This window comes from Acetobacter ghanensis (assembly GCF_001499675.1).
Lineage (GTDB): Bacteria > Pseudomonadota > Alphaproteobacteria > Acetobacterales > Acetobacteraceae > Acetobacter > Acetobacter ghanensis.
Genome location: NZ_LN609302.1, coordinates 458,540 through 472,517 on the forward strand (window position 1 = coordinate 458,540; position 13,978 = coordinate 472,517).

The 13,978-nt window shown below is 58.9% G+C and carries 14 protein-coding genes and 1 other RNA gene; 10 read left to right on the top strand and 5 right to left on the bottom strand.

The annotated features are described in order from the left end of the window. The first annotated feature begins 45 nt into the window (after window positions 1–45). Entirely contained in the window at window positions 46–1,077 is a 1,032-nt protein-coding gene (gene recA, locus AGA_RS02245) for a recombinase RecA (RefSeq protein ID WP_059022841.1), read from the top strand. Here the strand turns inward: recA and AGA_RS02250 are convergent. Then, window positions 1,074–1,589, bottom strand: a complete 516-nt coding sequence (locus tag AGA_RS02250; protein WP_059022842.1) for a GNAT family N-acetyltransferase — start codon at window positions 1,587–1,589, stop codon at window positions 1,074–1,076. The genes recA and AGA_RS02250 overlap by 4 nt on opposite strands. Before the next feature lie 64 nt (window positions 1,590–1,653). On the opposite strand from AGA_RS02250, the gene AGA_RS02255 reads away from it, so the two are divergent. Genes AGA_RS02255 through mdoH form a run of 3 tightly spaced genes read left to right on the top strand, consistent with a single transcriptional unit; the run spans window position 1,654 to window position 5,786 of the window. Continuing rightward, a complete protein-coding gene (locus AGA_RS02255; RefSeq protein WP_059022844.1) occupies window positions 1,654–2,028 on the top strand; it encodes a winged helix-turn-helix domain-containing protein in 375 nt (124 codons plus the stop codon). Window positions 2,029–2,088: 60 nt separating this feature from the next. Beyond that, a complete protein-coding gene (locus AGA_RS02260) occupies window positions 2,089–3,633 on the top strand; it encodes a glucan biosynthesis protein (protein ID WP_059022845.1) in 1,545 nt (514 codons plus the stop codon). A 2-nt stretch (window positions 3,634–3,635) separates the two neighbouring features. Further along, the gene (gene mdoH / locus AGA_RS02265) at window positions 3,636–5,786 is read left to right on the top strand and encodes a glucans biosynthesis glucosyltransferase MdoH (RefSeq protein WP_059022847.1); all 2,151 of its coding nucleotides are present in this window, start codon (window positions 3,636–3,638) and stop codon (window positions 5,784–5,786) included. Between the two features lie 72 nt (window positions 5,787–5,858). On the opposite strand, the gene nagA is transcribed toward mdoH, so the two are convergent. The 3 genes from nagA to AGA_RS02280 are packed head-to-tail and all read right to left on the bottom strand — an operon-like array spanning window position 5,859 to window position 8,777. Further along, window positions 5,859–6,965 (bottom strand): N-acetylglucosamine-6-phosphate deacetylase, encoded by a 1,107-nt coding sequence (gene nagA / locus AGA_RS02270; RefSeq protein WP_059022849.1) that lies wholly within the window; start codon window positions 6,963–6,965, stop codon window positions 5,859–5,861. A 16-nt stretch (window positions 6,966–6,981) separates the two neighbouring features. Then, complete coding sequence (gene gluP, locus AGA_RS02275) at window positions 6,982–8,304, bottom strand: glucose/galactose MFS transporter (protein ID WP_059022851.1); 1,323 nt, start codon at window positions 8,302–8,304, stop codon at window positions 6,982–6,984. Between the two features lie 44 nt (window positions 8,305–8,348). Then, the gene (locus tag AGA_RS02280; RefSeq protein WP_157065276.1) at window positions 8,349–8,777 is read right to left on the bottom strand and encodes a hypothetical protein; all 429 of its coding nucleotides are present in this window, start codon (window positions 8,775–8,777) and stop codon (window positions 8,349–8,351) included. A 143-nt stretch (window positions 8,778–8,920) separates the two neighbouring features. On the opposite strand from AGA_RS02280, the gene ffs reads away from it, so the two are divergent. The 6 genes from ffs to folB all read left to right on the top strand — a co-directional run bounded on the left by ffs (window position 8,921) and on the right by folB (window position 13,451). Next, window positions 8,921–9,018, top strand: an RNA gene (gene ffs / locus AGA_RS13365) — signal recognition particle sRNA small type. Between the two features lie 86 nt (window positions 9,019–9,104). Next, window positions 9,105–11,135, top strand: a complete 2,031-nt coding sequence (locus AGA_RS02285) for a DNA polymerase III subunit gamma/tau (RefSeq protein WP_059022855.1) — start codon at window positions 9,105–9,107, stop codon at window positions 11,133–11,135. Window positions 11,136–11,252: 117 nt separating this feature from the next. Continuing rightward, entirely contained in the window at window positions 11,253–11,576 is a 324-nt protein-coding gene (locus tag AGA_RS02290; protein WP_059024592.1) for a YbaB/EbfC family nucleoid-associated protein, read from the top strand. A 44-nt stretch (window positions 11,577–11,620) separates the two neighbouring features. Beyond that, complete coding sequence (gene recR / locus AGA_RS02295; protein WP_059022857.1) at window positions 11,621–12,217, top strand: recombination mediator RecR; 597 nt, start codon at window positions 11,621–11,623, stop codon at window positions 12,215–12,217. A 30-nt stretch (window positions 12,218–12,247) separates the two neighbouring features. Then, a complete protein-coding gene (locus AGA_RS02300; protein WP_059024593.1) occupies window positions 12,248–13,048 on the top strand; it encodes an SDR family oxidoreductase in 801 nt (266 codons plus the stop codon). A gap of 4 nt (window positions 13,049–13,052) precedes the next feature. Further along, window positions 13,053–13,451, top strand: coding sequence for a dihydroneopterin aldolase (gene folB, locus AGA_RS02305; protein ID WP_059022858.1), 399 nt, complete (start codon window positions 13,053–13,055; stop codon window positions 13,449–13,451). A gap of 89 nt (window positions 13,452–13,540) precedes the next feature. On the opposite strand, the gene AGA_RS02310 is transcribed toward folB, so the two are convergent. After that, window positions 13,541–13,870, bottom strand: a complete 330-nt coding sequence (locus AGA_RS02310) for a TIGR02300 family protein (protein ID WP_059022859.1) — start codon at window positions 13,868–13,870, stop codon at window positions 13,541–13,543. Between the last annotated feature and the right edge of the window lie 108 nt (window positions 13,871–13,978).

Consider the following 13,978-nt stretch of genomic DNA (forward strand, 5'->3'; position numbering starts at 1 on the left):
CGCTGGTCAGGTTGTTCGGCCCATATGCTGAGGGAATGGTAGAGAATGGATAAGGCAAAGGCGCTGGAAGGCGCTCTTGGGCAGATTGAGCGGGCTTTTGGCAAAGGGTCCGTCATGCGGCTGGGCCAGCGGCCCAAGGAACAGTCGGATGTCATCTCCACCGGCTCGCTCGGGCTGGATATTGCGCTGGGCATTGGCGGTCTGCCGCGTGGCCGCGTGGTGGAAATTTACGGGCCGGAAAGCTCGGGTAAAACCACTTTGGCCCTGCACGCCATTGCAGAAGCGCAAAAGCGTGGCGGCACCTGCGCGTTTATTGACGCCGAACACGCGCTAGACCCCGGCTACGCCAAAAAGCTTGGGGTGGATATTGATAACTTGCTGATCAGCCAGCCTGATGCGGGTGAGCAGGCGTTGGAAATAGCTGATACACTGGTGCGCTCTGGCGCGATTGACGTGCTGGTGGTGGATAGTGTGGCGGCTCTGGTGCCCCGCGCCGAGCTTGAAGGCGATATGGGCGACAGCCATGTGGGCCTGCATGCCCGTCTAATGAGTCAGGCGTTGCGCAAGCTGACCGGCACGGTAGCGCGGTCCAATACGCTGATGATCTTCCTGAACCAGATCCGCCTCAAGATTGGTGTGATGTTCGGTAACCCGGAAACCACGACCGGGGGGAATGCGCTCAAGTTCTATTCTTCCGTGCGTATGGATATCCGCCGTATCGGGTCCATCAAGGACAAGGACGAGGTCACGGGGAACCAGACGCGCGTTAAGGTTGTCAAAAACAAGATGGCGCCTCCGTTCCGTCAGGTCGAGTTTGACATCATGTACGGCGAAGGCATCAGCAAGGTGGGGGAACTCATCGACCTTGGTGTGAAGGCCGGTGTGGTGGAAAAATCCGGCGCATGGTTCTCGTACGACAGCCAGCGCATTGGTCAGGGGCGTGAGAACGCCAAGCAGTTCCTGCGTGACCACCCGGAAATGGCCGCGGATATTGAACGCAAGGTGCGCGAACATGCAGGTGTTGTGGCGGAAGCCATGATGGTCGCGCCCGAACACGATACCGACGGCGAAGACTAACCAATAGGGCGGGAGAGTAGGCGGGCTTCCGGGTCGTAAGAAGCCAGAATGGTCTGCTCTTCCGCGCTGACGGCTTCTGGCGCAAACCCCTGTTTGGCCCAGAATTGCAGGGCATGGCGGGTGGATGTCAGGGTCAATGTATTCAGCCCGGCCTTACGGGCAGCCTGTTCGGCCAGCGTAATGGCCAACTGGGCATAGCCTTTTCCTCGCGCCTGTGGGGCTATTGCCAGATCATGAATGTACCATCGGTCGGCCGGTGCTGGTAAGGTATCCAGCAGGGTGTTTAGCGGGGGAGACAGCACACCTCGCCACGGATGGCTGATTAGATAACCGCTAAACTGGCCATCCAGAATCAGGCTCAGGCAGCCTGCGGGAGCAAGGTGCAGGCGCTCAGCAAAAATAATTGTGTCTTCGGGGTAGTCAGGGTGCACTCTGGCAGCCAGTGTTGTAACATAGCCAAGATCATCTGGCGCCATCAAACGCCAGATGGTATCTGCGCGCAAAGTGTTCATACCCAGGTTCCGCTGTTGATACGTGGTGTTGCACGGGGCCACTTATGACTGAAAAGCGGAGATCATGACAGGGCGACTGAGACTGACATTGCGGGTTGATGCCGATGGCCGTGCGGCATTGGGGCACGGCAAGGTACGCCTGCTGGAACAGTTGGCGGAAACCGGGTCCATTTCCGCCGCGGGCCGCGCCATGGGCATGTCCTACAGGCGCACATGGCTGCTGGTGGACAATCTGAACCAGCTTTTTGTGGAGCCTCTGGTTATGACCAGACCCGGCGGGGGTGGGGGTGCGTTCCTGACCGAAACCGGCAAAACCGTTCTGGCCCTTTACCGGCAGATCGAGCAGGATGCAGCCCAAGCAACCCAGGCTGGCCTTAGCCAGATGGAAGCTCTGTTGGCACCGCAGGCGGAATGCCTCCAAAAAACCTTATCTGAGTGACAAATTGCACGGCGTAAGTACAATTACGCCAGATAATTTCGGCAATAGCGGGAGATCAAAGTGTCATCAAACGTACAGCGACGAGGGGTCATTCGGGCCGGGGCAGGCGTGACTTTGGCATCGCTTGTTGGCGGAGTCGCCCGTAAGGCGCGCGCGGAGGGCCTGAGTGGGGCCACAGGTAAGTTTGATGACAGCACCGTAATTCAGATTGCCCGCCGGCTGGCAAATGCGGAATATCATCCTCCGGGCCAGAGCCTGCCTAAAGCGTTGGATAATCTGACATTCGACCAATATCGGGGCATTGCCTACAGGCCCGACCGCGCCTTGTGGGCCGGGGATAATCTGGCATTTGATGTTGAGTTCTTCCCCCGCGGTTTTCTTTATCGCCCCCGTATTGAAATTTATGAGGTCAGGGACGGGCAGGCTGGCGTTGTGCCCTACTCCCCCGACCTGTTCACCTACGCGGACCCCGCCTTGCGGGTAACGGACGATCTGGGTTTTGCCGGGGTCCGCCTGCGTACCGCCATTAACACCCCCGGTGTTATGGAAGAATTCTGCGTCTTTTTGGGGGCGTCCTACTTCCGGGCTGTTGCCAAAGGGCAGGATTACGGCCTGTCCGCCCGTGGTTTTGCCAATGGGACGGGGGACCCCAAGGGCGAGGAATTCGCCCTCTTCCGCGCATTCTGGCTGGAAAAACCCCAACCCGGCGTGCAGTCCATTGTGGTCCATGCCCTGCTGGACAGCCCAGCGGTGACAGGTGCTTTCCGCTTTACTATCCGCCCCGGTGACAACACCGTGTTTGATGTGCAGACAACCTTGTTCCCGCGGACCAAAATCGAGCAGTCCGGCATCGCACCGTTGACCGGCATGTTCTATTTTGATGTGAACGACCACAACCACGTGGACGACTGGCGCCCCGCAGCGCATGACAGTGAAGCCCTGCAAATGTGGACAGGTGCTGACCTGCAACTCTATCGCCCGTTGCGTAACCCGCTGGACCTCCAGTTCTCAACCTTCTCGGATGTGTCTCCCCGTGGGTTCGGGCTGATGCAGCGCCGCCGTGCCTTCCATGACTTTGAGGATCTGGCGCTTCATTACGAAAAACGCCCTTCCTTGTGGATCGAACCGATCGGGGATTGGGGTGCTGGCTGGGTAGATCTGGTGGAAATTCCCACCCCGAACGAGGTGAACGACAACATCGTTTCCTTCTGGCGGCCCAAGGAGCCGTTGCGTGCAGGGCAGGAATACCACTTTACCTACCGGATGTACTGGGGGTGGGATGCGCCCTTCCCCACGCCGCTGGCCCGTATTGGCGCAACCCGCATTGGCTCGGTTGTGGACAATAATGACGCCCGTTTTTTTGCCATAGACTTTATGGGGACGCCCTTTGAGCATCTGCCCAAGGACACCCATTTTCATGTGACGCCCAAAACCTCGGCAGGCAAAATCCAGAATGTGGTGGTCGAGCCTAATCCGGAAATTAACGGTGTGCGCACAACTTTCGAGTTTGTGCCCGGTGATGCCAAGGTCGCGGATCTGAGCGCGACGCTGGAAACGGATGCAGGGCCTATTTCTGAACAGTGGCTGTATCGGTGGACGCCGTAACAATGCCGGAACTGAACAGGGACGACCATCCGCAGCCTTTTCAGGCTCTTCCGCCCGAATCACGGTTGGAGATGCCGGTCCAGAGCCTCCAGCAGCCAGCCAATATGGAAGGGCGTAGCCGCACACCCGCTACATCGCCCCACAGCATTGTGTTGCGCCGCCTTGCGGTTATTGGCTCTGCTCTGGTTCTGACGGCTTACGGGGCATGGCGTACGCATATGGTTATGGACGAGGCAGGTGTGTCTGCCTTGGGCGTGGTCATGCTGGTGTTGTTTATTGCGCTGTTTATGTGGATTGCGCTGGCATTTACGTCCTCCGTCGCCGGGTTCTGCTCATTGGTGATGCATGGTGGTTTGGGCCTTGGTATCCGCCGGTCAGGTCCCCTGCCCCAGCTTACGCGCAAAACGGCCCTGTTGCTGCCAACCTATAACGAGCCGCCTCATCGCGTTATGGCCGGACTTAAGGCCATTTACAGCAGTCTGGAAGAAACCGGGCAGTTGGATAGCTTTGACCTGTTCATTCTGTCCGACACCACAAACCCGGATATATGGGTGAAGGAAGAAGCTGCTTTTCTGGCTCTGCGGGAGCAGGTCGGTGGGCAGGAGCGCATTTTTTATCGCCGTAGGCATAACAATGTGGAGCGCAAGGCAGGCAATGTGGGGGAATGGGTGCGCCGGTTTGGTGGCGCATACGACCACATGGTTACGCTGGATGCAGATTCCGTCATGTCTGGTCAGACGTTGGTGCGCATGGCGGATGCCATGGAGCGCAACCCCGGCGTAGGCCTTATTCAGACGCTTCCGGTTATTGTGGGTGGCACTACTCTCTTTGCCAGACTCCAGCAGTTTGCCGGTCGTGTTTATGGCCCCATTATTGCCTATGGCATTGCTTGGTGGCATGGCGCGGAGGGGAACTACTGGGGGCATAACGCCATTATTCGCACCCGGGCCTTTGCCAGTCAGGCTGGCTTGCCCCATGTGCCGGGTAAACCGCCTTTTGGTGGGCATATTCTGAGCCATGACTTTGTGGAAGCGGCACTCATGCGCCGTGGCGGCTGGGCCATTCATATGGTGCCCGCGCTGGATGGGTCTTACGAGGAAAGTCCGCCATCGCTGACCGATGTGGCCATTCGTGACCGGCGCTGGTGCCAAGGCAATCTGCAACACGTCAAGGTTCTGCCGACCAAAGGTCTGCATTGGATCAGCCGTATGCACATGGTGGTTGGTATTGGTGCATATGTGACCTCGCCTTTATGGCTGGTGTTCCTGCTGACCGGGATTCTGATTTCCCTTCAGGCGCATTTTCAGCGGCCTGAATATTTTGGCGATACCAAGCTCCTGTATCCGCACTGGCCGCATGTGGACCCGGTACAGGCCAAATACGTGTTTATTGGCACCATGGTTGTGCTGCTGGCGCCCAAACTGTTGGCCTATATTGCCCTGCTGCTGGACCCGGAGGCACGGCGTGGCAGTGGTGGCCCTGTTCGCGCGGCAGTCTCCGTACTGGTGGAAACACTTATTGGCGGTCTGATTGCCCCCATTGCCATGCTGATTCAGACATCAGGGGTTATTTCCATTCTGAGCGGGCATGATTCCGGTTGGAACACCCAGCGCCGGGATGATGGTGGTATTCCGTTTATGGAAGTGGCGCGGCAGTATTGTCGCTTTACCCTGTTTGGCCTTGCCCTTGGTGCTGGGGCATGGGTTGTGTCTCCTTCGCTGTTTTTCTGGATGACGCCGGTTTTGCTTGGGTTGGTTTTTTCCATTCCGTTGGTGGCGTTTACCAGCAGCCGAGGGGTTGGGTTGAGCTTCCGTCGGGCTGGTCTGCTGCTGGTGCCAGAGGAAACGCACCCTCCAGACGTGCTGAAAAAGCTGGAACGGGCGGAGGAAGATGATCAGGAACCAACCCTGCCAGATGATGCCCTGCGTGCCCTGCGCGCTGACCCAGAGCTCTGCCATGCGCATGTTGCCATGTTGCCCGCAGAGCGTAAGGCGGGAGATCCCATTAATCCTGACCAGCTTGTTGGGCTGGTCAAGCTGGAAGAAGCGCCGAGCCTACCAGCCGTAGAAAGCCGTTTGACGGTAAAAGAAAAAGCAGCCGTGCTGGGGAGCCGCAAAGGGGTCGAACTGATCCTGCATCTGCCGGAGGCCTAAGTTCCGTGCATCGGGCCTGATGTCTCATGGTCCATGTTGCGGCAGATCATGTGGGTCAAATCTGCGGTCTGGTCAGGCAATGCGCTGGCCAGCTACCCAGACTTCCTGCACGTTGAACTCAAAATCCATAACCACAAGGTCCGCAAGCTTGCCTGCGTGCAGCGTGCCTCGGTCGTCCAACCCAAGGTAGCGGGCCGGGTTGCGGGTGAGCAATACCGCAGCCTGATGCAAGGGGATGCCGGACTGTACGGCGTTGCGTAGAGCGGTATCCAGCGTTAGCACGCTGCCTGCCAGATTGCCGCTGGGCAGGCGTACCGCACCCTGTTCCACCACAACCTGCTGCCCACCCAACAGGCTTGGGCCTTCTGGCAAACCAGCAGCACGCATGGCGTCGGTTACAAAAAGAAGCCGGTCGGGCATAACGCGCTGGGCCAGGCGGAATGTGGCAGGGTGTACGTGGTGCGTATCAAAAATAAGCTCTGCGTAGGCGTCGCTGCACATCAGGGCGGTAGCTGGGCCGGGTTTGCGGCTTTCTATGCCAGCCATGGCGTTGAACAGATGTGTGGCGCCAGTTGTGCCCCCTGCGTTGCAGATCTGGCAGATGGCCTGTTCAGTCTGTTCATATCCGGCCAGCGTGTGCCCCAGACTGACCCGTACACCAGCCTGCGCAAAAAGCTGCATGGCATTGTGGGCATGGGGCAGCTCAGGGGCGAGGGTTACCACTTTGACGCAGCCAAAGGCCAGAACTTCCGCGACACGGTCAGGCGTAGGGGGGATGGCGTGTGGGGGCTGTGCACCTAGTTTGTGCGGGCTGACAAAAGGCCCTTCCAGATGCGCCCCATGTACATGAGGTCCTTGCGGTATGGTCGTGCCGGTCACTTCCTGAATAGCGGCCAGAGCACCCAGCACGTCTGCCCAAGGGCTGGTAATGGTGGTGGGCAGGATGGTGGTTGTGCCGTGCTGGGCATGGAAGCGTGCCAGAGCCTTAATAGCCTGCACTCCATCCATTGTGTCGGCACCGTTGCCGCCGTGTACATGGCAGTCAATAAAACCGGGCAGGATGTAGCGGTCTGGTACAGCGGCGCTGTCGGGCGTGATGGTATGTAGGCGGTCGGAGAACGCAATCTGCCCCGGCATAATGCGGTCTGGTAGAACAAGGTGCCCTTTAAGCTCAGTCATGGTTCAGATTCTTTTTTCAGGAGACATTGTTTTTGACGGCGGGAGCCACAGTGGAGAGTTTTGCATATGAGGCAATCAGTGCGTAGGAGCAAAGAGCCAGACCGGCAAAGGTTGTCTGAAAACCCATGACTGGTTTTAACAGTACAAAAATCTGCGGTACAACACCCCCTCCGCAATAGGCCATGACCAGAAAAGCCGAAACCTGAGCGGTATGGTGTCCTGCCCCTTTGAGAGCGATTGGGAACAGGGATGGAAAAATCATGGAGTTTGCAAAACCAAGTAGTGTCACACATAGAACAGACGCGTAGCCGTGGGTTGCCCATGCCCCAAGGCTGAGAACACCCCCACAGAGGCAGGAGAGGGGAAGGTAACGTTCCTGCGTGATAAACCGGGGGGACAGCACCAGACCCGTTATGTAACCACAGAGCATGAAAAACAGGGTCAAAGATGTAAAAAACTTTGTCTGGTCAACAGAAATACCAAACCCCTGCGCATAAGTTCCCACAGCATCCCCTGAGAGAACCTCTACTCCGACATAAAAAAACATGGCTCCGGCGCCGAGTAGGTTCCGGTAGCTGAGAGATGTTGTAAGTATTTTTAAAAATCTGTATTCAGAATTGTAATTATGAGAATAGTCTACACTTATTTCTGGTAAGGATGAGCGATCTGCCCACAGGGCGGTCAAAGCCAGAAAAACAGCCATGCCCATATAAGGCCAGTAAATGGAATTCAGAAAAACCTGCTGAACAGAGCGTTTTGTTTCAGGGTCCGTTAGAGTCTGGAGTTGTGCAGATATATCTCCAACATGGTGCATGGCTAGTGTAGCCAGCGCAATGGGGGCCAGAATACCCCCCAGTTTGTTGCAAATGCCCATAATGGCTATGCGCTGGGCGCTTCGATTGTCGGGGCCAAGCAGGCTGACATAGGGGTTTATGGCGACCTGCAATAAGGACAGCCCTGCCCCGAGCACCAAAAAGCCGCTTAATGCGCCGGGGTAGGAGCCCGCGTGGAGGCATTGGCCTGTAAGCACCATGCCGCCAGCCATGATGAGCAGAGCGTACACCAGTCCGTTTTTAAAACCTGTGTGTGTAACGCTCAGGCTCGCGGGGATGGAAAACAGGAAATAGGCAAAATAGAACACAAGCGGCACCAGAAAAGCCGCAAGATCATTCAGGGTAAACGCAACTCTTACAAAGGAGATAAGCGGCCCATTCAGCCACGTTACAAAACCGATGATAAAAAATAGAACGGCGGTCAGCACCAGCGGCCGCCACCCATAGGCTCCAGCCGGGCAGGGGATGCGCGCTGCGCCGGGTGTCTGGGTGGAGGGCTGTGGCATTGCTGGCTAAGGCCCCGTGGGAGAAAAGAGTAAGGAAGAAAGGCTTAATCGGCCGCCTGTACATCTTTGGATGGCAGGCTGTCTATTTTTTCGCAGGCTGCACGCAGGTCAGAGGACGGGTTGTGCGTTTCGCACAGTTTTTCCACATCTTCGGCGCAGGCCTCAATCGAGGTTTCAAAGTCGGATTCCAGCACGTCTTCCGCAACGGTCAGGTCCTGATTGCGCGTGTTTTCCTGTTCCTTTTGCAGGAGGTCCTGCGTTTTGTGCAGCTCCTTGAGCGAGTCAATGCAGGCAGGGCCAGCGGCATCGGGTTTGAAGTGCAGAACGGCGAGTTCCTTTTGCAACTGAACATTGTTGACGTTGCTGCGGGGGGCGGTTTCATCATCATCAGCCCGGGCGGCAGGGGCCATGGCCAGACTGCCAGCCAGAAGAACAGATGCCATTGCGGCATGATACAAACGGAAACCGGACACGGACACAATTCTCCTGACTTTGCGACGGTGCGCACCTATCATCCTGTTTTCTAGCCTGTCTGTGTTCAACAGGTAAAGAAACAACCCCGAAAAGCTGCCAGCAGGGTTGGCATGGGGCGGGGTTTGGTGCTAGGTGTAGTGTCGGAAAGTCGGCGGTGGACGGACACCTTGCTAAACCGGTCAGGTCCGGAAGGAAGCAGCCATGGTGAGTTTCGTCCGGGTCATTGTTCGGCTTTCCACCTCAATTTTCCGCCCTTGTGGATCAGACCATGCCGCGCCATCTGTGCCGGATATGCAGGGCGTGACCTTACATTCTTCGGGCAAAGCATGAGCGACACGACTGACGAGCAGTTTCCTCACGACGAGGGGCTTCCCAGTCCGGAACCGGAAGGCCCCGGCCTGTTTGGCGAGGCTGAACCGCCCGCTCCGGCCGCAGCAACGCCACCCCAGCCTCCGGCCCCTAACGCTGTAGCACCGCCTTACCGGGTTCTGGCGCGTAAATACCGTCCTACAACATTTGATGACCTGATTGGCCAAGAGGCTATGGTCCGCACCCTACGCAATGCGTTTGCGCTGGGGCGGGTGGCACACGCCTTTATGCTGACCGGGGTGCGGGGTGTGGGCAAAACCACCACGGCACGTATTATTGCCCGCGCCCTTAACTGCACCGGGCCAGACGGCAAAGGTGGCCCCACGGCAGACCCGTGCGGCGTATGCCCCAACTGCGTTGCTATTCTGAACGACCGCCACCCCGATGTGCTGGAAATGGACGCCGCCTCCCGTACGGGGGTGGATGATGTGCGCGAGATTATAGAGGCCACACGCTTCCGCCCCATGCAGGGCCGGATGAAGGTCTTTATCATCGACGAAGTGCACATGCTCTCCCGCAATGCCTTCAACGCCCTGCTCAAAACGCTGGAAGAGCCGCCTGCGCAGGTCACGTTCATTTTTGCTACGACCGAACTGCGTAAGGTGCCGGTTACAGTGCTGTCGCGCTGCCAGCGCTTTGACCTGCGGCGCGTGCCACAAGCTGATCTGGCCGGTCTGTTTGCCCGTATTGCGCAAAAGGAACATGTCCAACTGTCGGAAGATGCGTTGGCCCTTATTGCCCGTGCTGCGGACGGCTCGGTGCGTGATGGCTTGTCCCTGCTTGATCAGGCCATTGCGCAGGGGAGCGGCCTAACGGATGAAGGCGGCGTTATTGGCGCGACCATAGTGAGCGACATGCTGGGTCTGGCCGACCGCGAGGTTGTGTTTGACCTGCTGGACGCGGTGCTGACTGGCAAACCGGATGTAGCTCTGGCCCTGCTGGATGCCGCCTACGCACGGGGAGCAGACCCTGGGCTGGTGCTGGGGGATATGCTGGAACTGGTGCATGTCGTCTCCCGCCTGCGGGCCGTGCCCTCGCTGGGGGACTCGGCAGACATGCCGGAAGCCGAGCGGGTACGTGGCACGCATATGGCGGGTGCGTTTACGGTGCCCGTGCTTATGCGCGCATGGCAAATGCTGGTCAAAGGCGTGAGGGAGGTCGAGTCCGCACCAGACCGGCGCGCCGCGGCGGATATGGTGCTCATCCGCCTGTGTTATGTGGCCAACCTGCCCTCGCCAGAAGATCTGGTTAAACGCCTGTCCAGCACAGAGGATGGCGGAGGGGCCGCACGTGGGGCCTCCACCTTTGCGCCGCCTTCTGCTCCTACGGGCGCTCCGGCGGGCGCGGCTTTGGGTGGCAACGTGGCCGTGCCTGCACCAAAAGGGGCGAGCGGGCACGAACCACCACGCCTGCGTATGGTTAGTTCCGGCGGGGTGGCTGTGGCAGCCGTGCCTCAGCCAGTACCGGCCGATCCGGCTCCTGCCGTGCAGGCAGTTGCTCCGGCCGTACCGCCCATACCCCGCACATGGCGAGAGGCGGTTGCGTTGGTCAAGGACCAGCGTGAGGCTATTCTGCACGGGCAGCTCCGCCACGCGGCACATCTGATCTCCTTCTCGCAGGGGCGGATTGTTCTGCGGTTCGAGCGCGGGGTGCCGGGCGATATTGTTCCGCACCTGCGCCGCGTGCTGGACAGGGCAACAGGTATAAGCTGGCAAATTGAAACCGGCGTGGAGGACGGGGAACCCACGCTGGATGCGCAGGGAGCGGAAGTTATCCAGTTCCGCCGGAAGGAGGCGGAGGCCCACCCTCTCGTCAGGGCAATCCTGAACGCTTTTCCCGATGCTGAGCTGGGCGAAGTGAGGGACCACGGGTTGGACGACTACGGATTGCCGCCCGAAGAACCGCCCGAACTGCTGTTTGCTCCGGTAGATGCAGAGCCGCTGGATGAGGACGAACGGCCGTACGACCCCGGTGCCTCGCAAGACTGAACTGAAGGGCTTGGGCTGGCAAAATACGCCGTTCTGGGCCAGATAAAGACACATGATGCGCCGTAGGGGTGCGCCATGCCGCGCCACGCGGCGGACAGACAAGTTTAGGGGATGACCATGAAAAACCTTGCCTCACTGATGAAGCAGGCCACGCAGATGCAGTCCAAGATGGAAGCCATGCAGGCCACACTGGAATCCATGAGCATTGATGGCTCTGCCGGTGCGGGGATGGTGAGCGTTGTGCTGAGCGGCAAGGGCGACATGCGCTCCATTAAAATTGACCCCAAGCTGGCCGACCCGACCGAAATGGAAATGTTGCAGGACCTCATTGTGGCGGCCTGCGCAGACGCACGCAAAAAGCTGGATGAAAAAGCGGCTGAGGAAATGCAGAAGGTCACCGGTGGGCTTAACCTGCCCGCAGGTATGAAACTGCCGTTCTGAACCACAGACGCAACATGCCGTGAGGGCGTGAAAGGCAGGCCGGTATGGGTGGGCAGGAAATAGAGCAGCTTATTCGTCTGCTGGGGCGGTTGCCGGGGTTTGGCCCGCGTTCCGCTCGGCGGGTGGCGTTGTACCTGCTCCGGGAACCTCATACCCGCTTGGCCCCGCTGGCCCGCGCCATGGAGCGGGCGGGGGAGGCCATCCGCACCTGCTCGTCATGCGGTAACTTGGACACCTCGGACCCGTGCCACATCTGCACCGACCCTCTGCGGGACAAAGGGTTGGTCTGTGTGGTGGAAACAGTGGGAGACCTGTGGGCGCTGGAGCGGGCAGGGGTTCATCGCGGTGTCTATCAGGTTTTGGGGGGAACGCTCTCCCCTCTGGCTGGGGTCGGGCCGGAGGACCTAAACGTGTCTGCCCTGTTTGCCCGCCTGCAACAGGGTACGGTGCGAGAGGTTATTCTGGCCCTTGGCGCTACGGTGGAAGGGGCAACCACCATGCACTGGCTTATGGACCAGCTGGAGACCTATGAGGGGCTGACAGTCAGCCGCGTGGCGCAGGGTGTGCCCATGGGTGGCGCGCTGGATGTGCTGGATGATGGCACACTGGCCGCGGCACTGGGTGCCCGCCGCCCTGCCTGACAACACACGCCAACAAAAAGGATGAAAACCATGCCTGTGGACATGCTGCCTGTCAGCCCGGCCATACCGCGCCGGGCTCTGGTAACCGGGGGTGGCGCACGGCTGGGCCGGGCCATTGTGCTGGCTCTTGCTCAGGCCGGGTTTGATGTCGCCATTCACTACCGCAGTAATCAGGCCGAGGCGGAAGAGGCATTGCGTGCCGTGCAGGCGCTGGGCCGTTCCGGCTGTGTGCTGGAAGCCGACCTGATGCGGGAGGAAGAGGTGCAGGCCCTACATGGTCAGGCCACGCAGGCTCTGGGTGGCCCGTTGGGTGTGCTGGTCAACAATGCCTCCACCTTTGAGCGGGACGAGTGGGACGATGCCTCGCTTGAAAGCTGGATGATGCACATGAAGCCCAACCTCCGGGCGCCGTTTGTGCTTATTCAGGCTTTTGCCAAAGGGCTGCCACAGGGCGCACAGGGCATGGTGCTGAACATGCTGGATGAGCGCGTGTGGTCGCTAACCCCTCACTTTGTCAGCTATACCGTATCCAAAAGTGCGCTGTGGACACTGACACAGACCATGGCGCTGGCTCTTGCCCCGCGAGGGATCAGGGTTAATGCCGTAGGTCCCGGCCCCGCCCTGCCCAGCCCCAGACAGACGGAAGAGCAGTTTGCCCGCCAGTGTGCCTCCGTCCCACTGGGTCATGGTACCTCGCCCGATGAGGTCGCCCGTGCGGCGTTGGCACTTTTGGCCCTGCCCTCGGTTACCGGGCAGATGCTGGCTCTGGATGGCGGGCAACATTTGCAATGGTCCCCGGCCCCATTGGCCGGACATGCCTTGGAAGAATAAAAGAATGGCCGTTTTTGCTCCGTGGGCGGACCAGCCGCCGTTGCGTTGCCTGTTTTTGAAGAATATGGTGCTTGATGCCCATATTGGCGTGTTCCCTCATGAGCAGGGTGTGACCCAGCGCATTCGGGTTTCGGTCCATTTTGGCGTGGATGATCGTACAGATCTGGAGGTGGGGCCGGATGACCTGAGCCGCACGGTTTCGTACGAACGGGTTGTGCAGCTTGTCCACCGTATTGTGAGCGAAGGGCATGTGCGGCTGGTGGAAACATTGGCCGAACGCATTGCCTCGGGCGTCTTGACCGATGCGCGTGTGCGCGTTGTGCGGGTCCGGATAGAAAAGCTGGATGTGTTTGATGAGATAGAAGCCGTTGGCGTGGAAATAGAGCGCCGCCCAAGCAGTTAGCGAGGGCCTGACGGCACAAAAAACCCCGCTGCACGCAGCGGGGTTTTTTTTATGGTCTGACACACGATGTGTTCAGCATTCCCGAAGGATCAGGATTCGTGATCTTCCGAATCCGTGCTGACATCGATGTCTGAACTGATGTCGTCATCGTCATCATCCAGATCAGCGGTGTCTTCCATCACATCATCGTCGTCGGTATCGTCATCAGTATCGATGTCGATATCTTCATCGGTTTTCTTGATAGGGGCAGCACTCGCAGGAGCGGGGGACAGGCTGTCAGAGTTGCGGCGCAGGCGCGGCACCAGAGCAGGCTGTTCCGTTCCGCATTTGGGGCAAATGGCGGGTGCGCGGTTCAGGTCATAAAAACGGGCACCACAGGACACGCAGACGCGTTTGGTGCCGAGATCGGGCTGGGACATCTTGCTACCTGTCAATCCTGAGCAGATATTGGGGCCAACGCCCCGGAACACGAACGAACCCCGAACAGCCACGTAATGCTGCGGCGGGAATCGAACCAGACTGTTAAG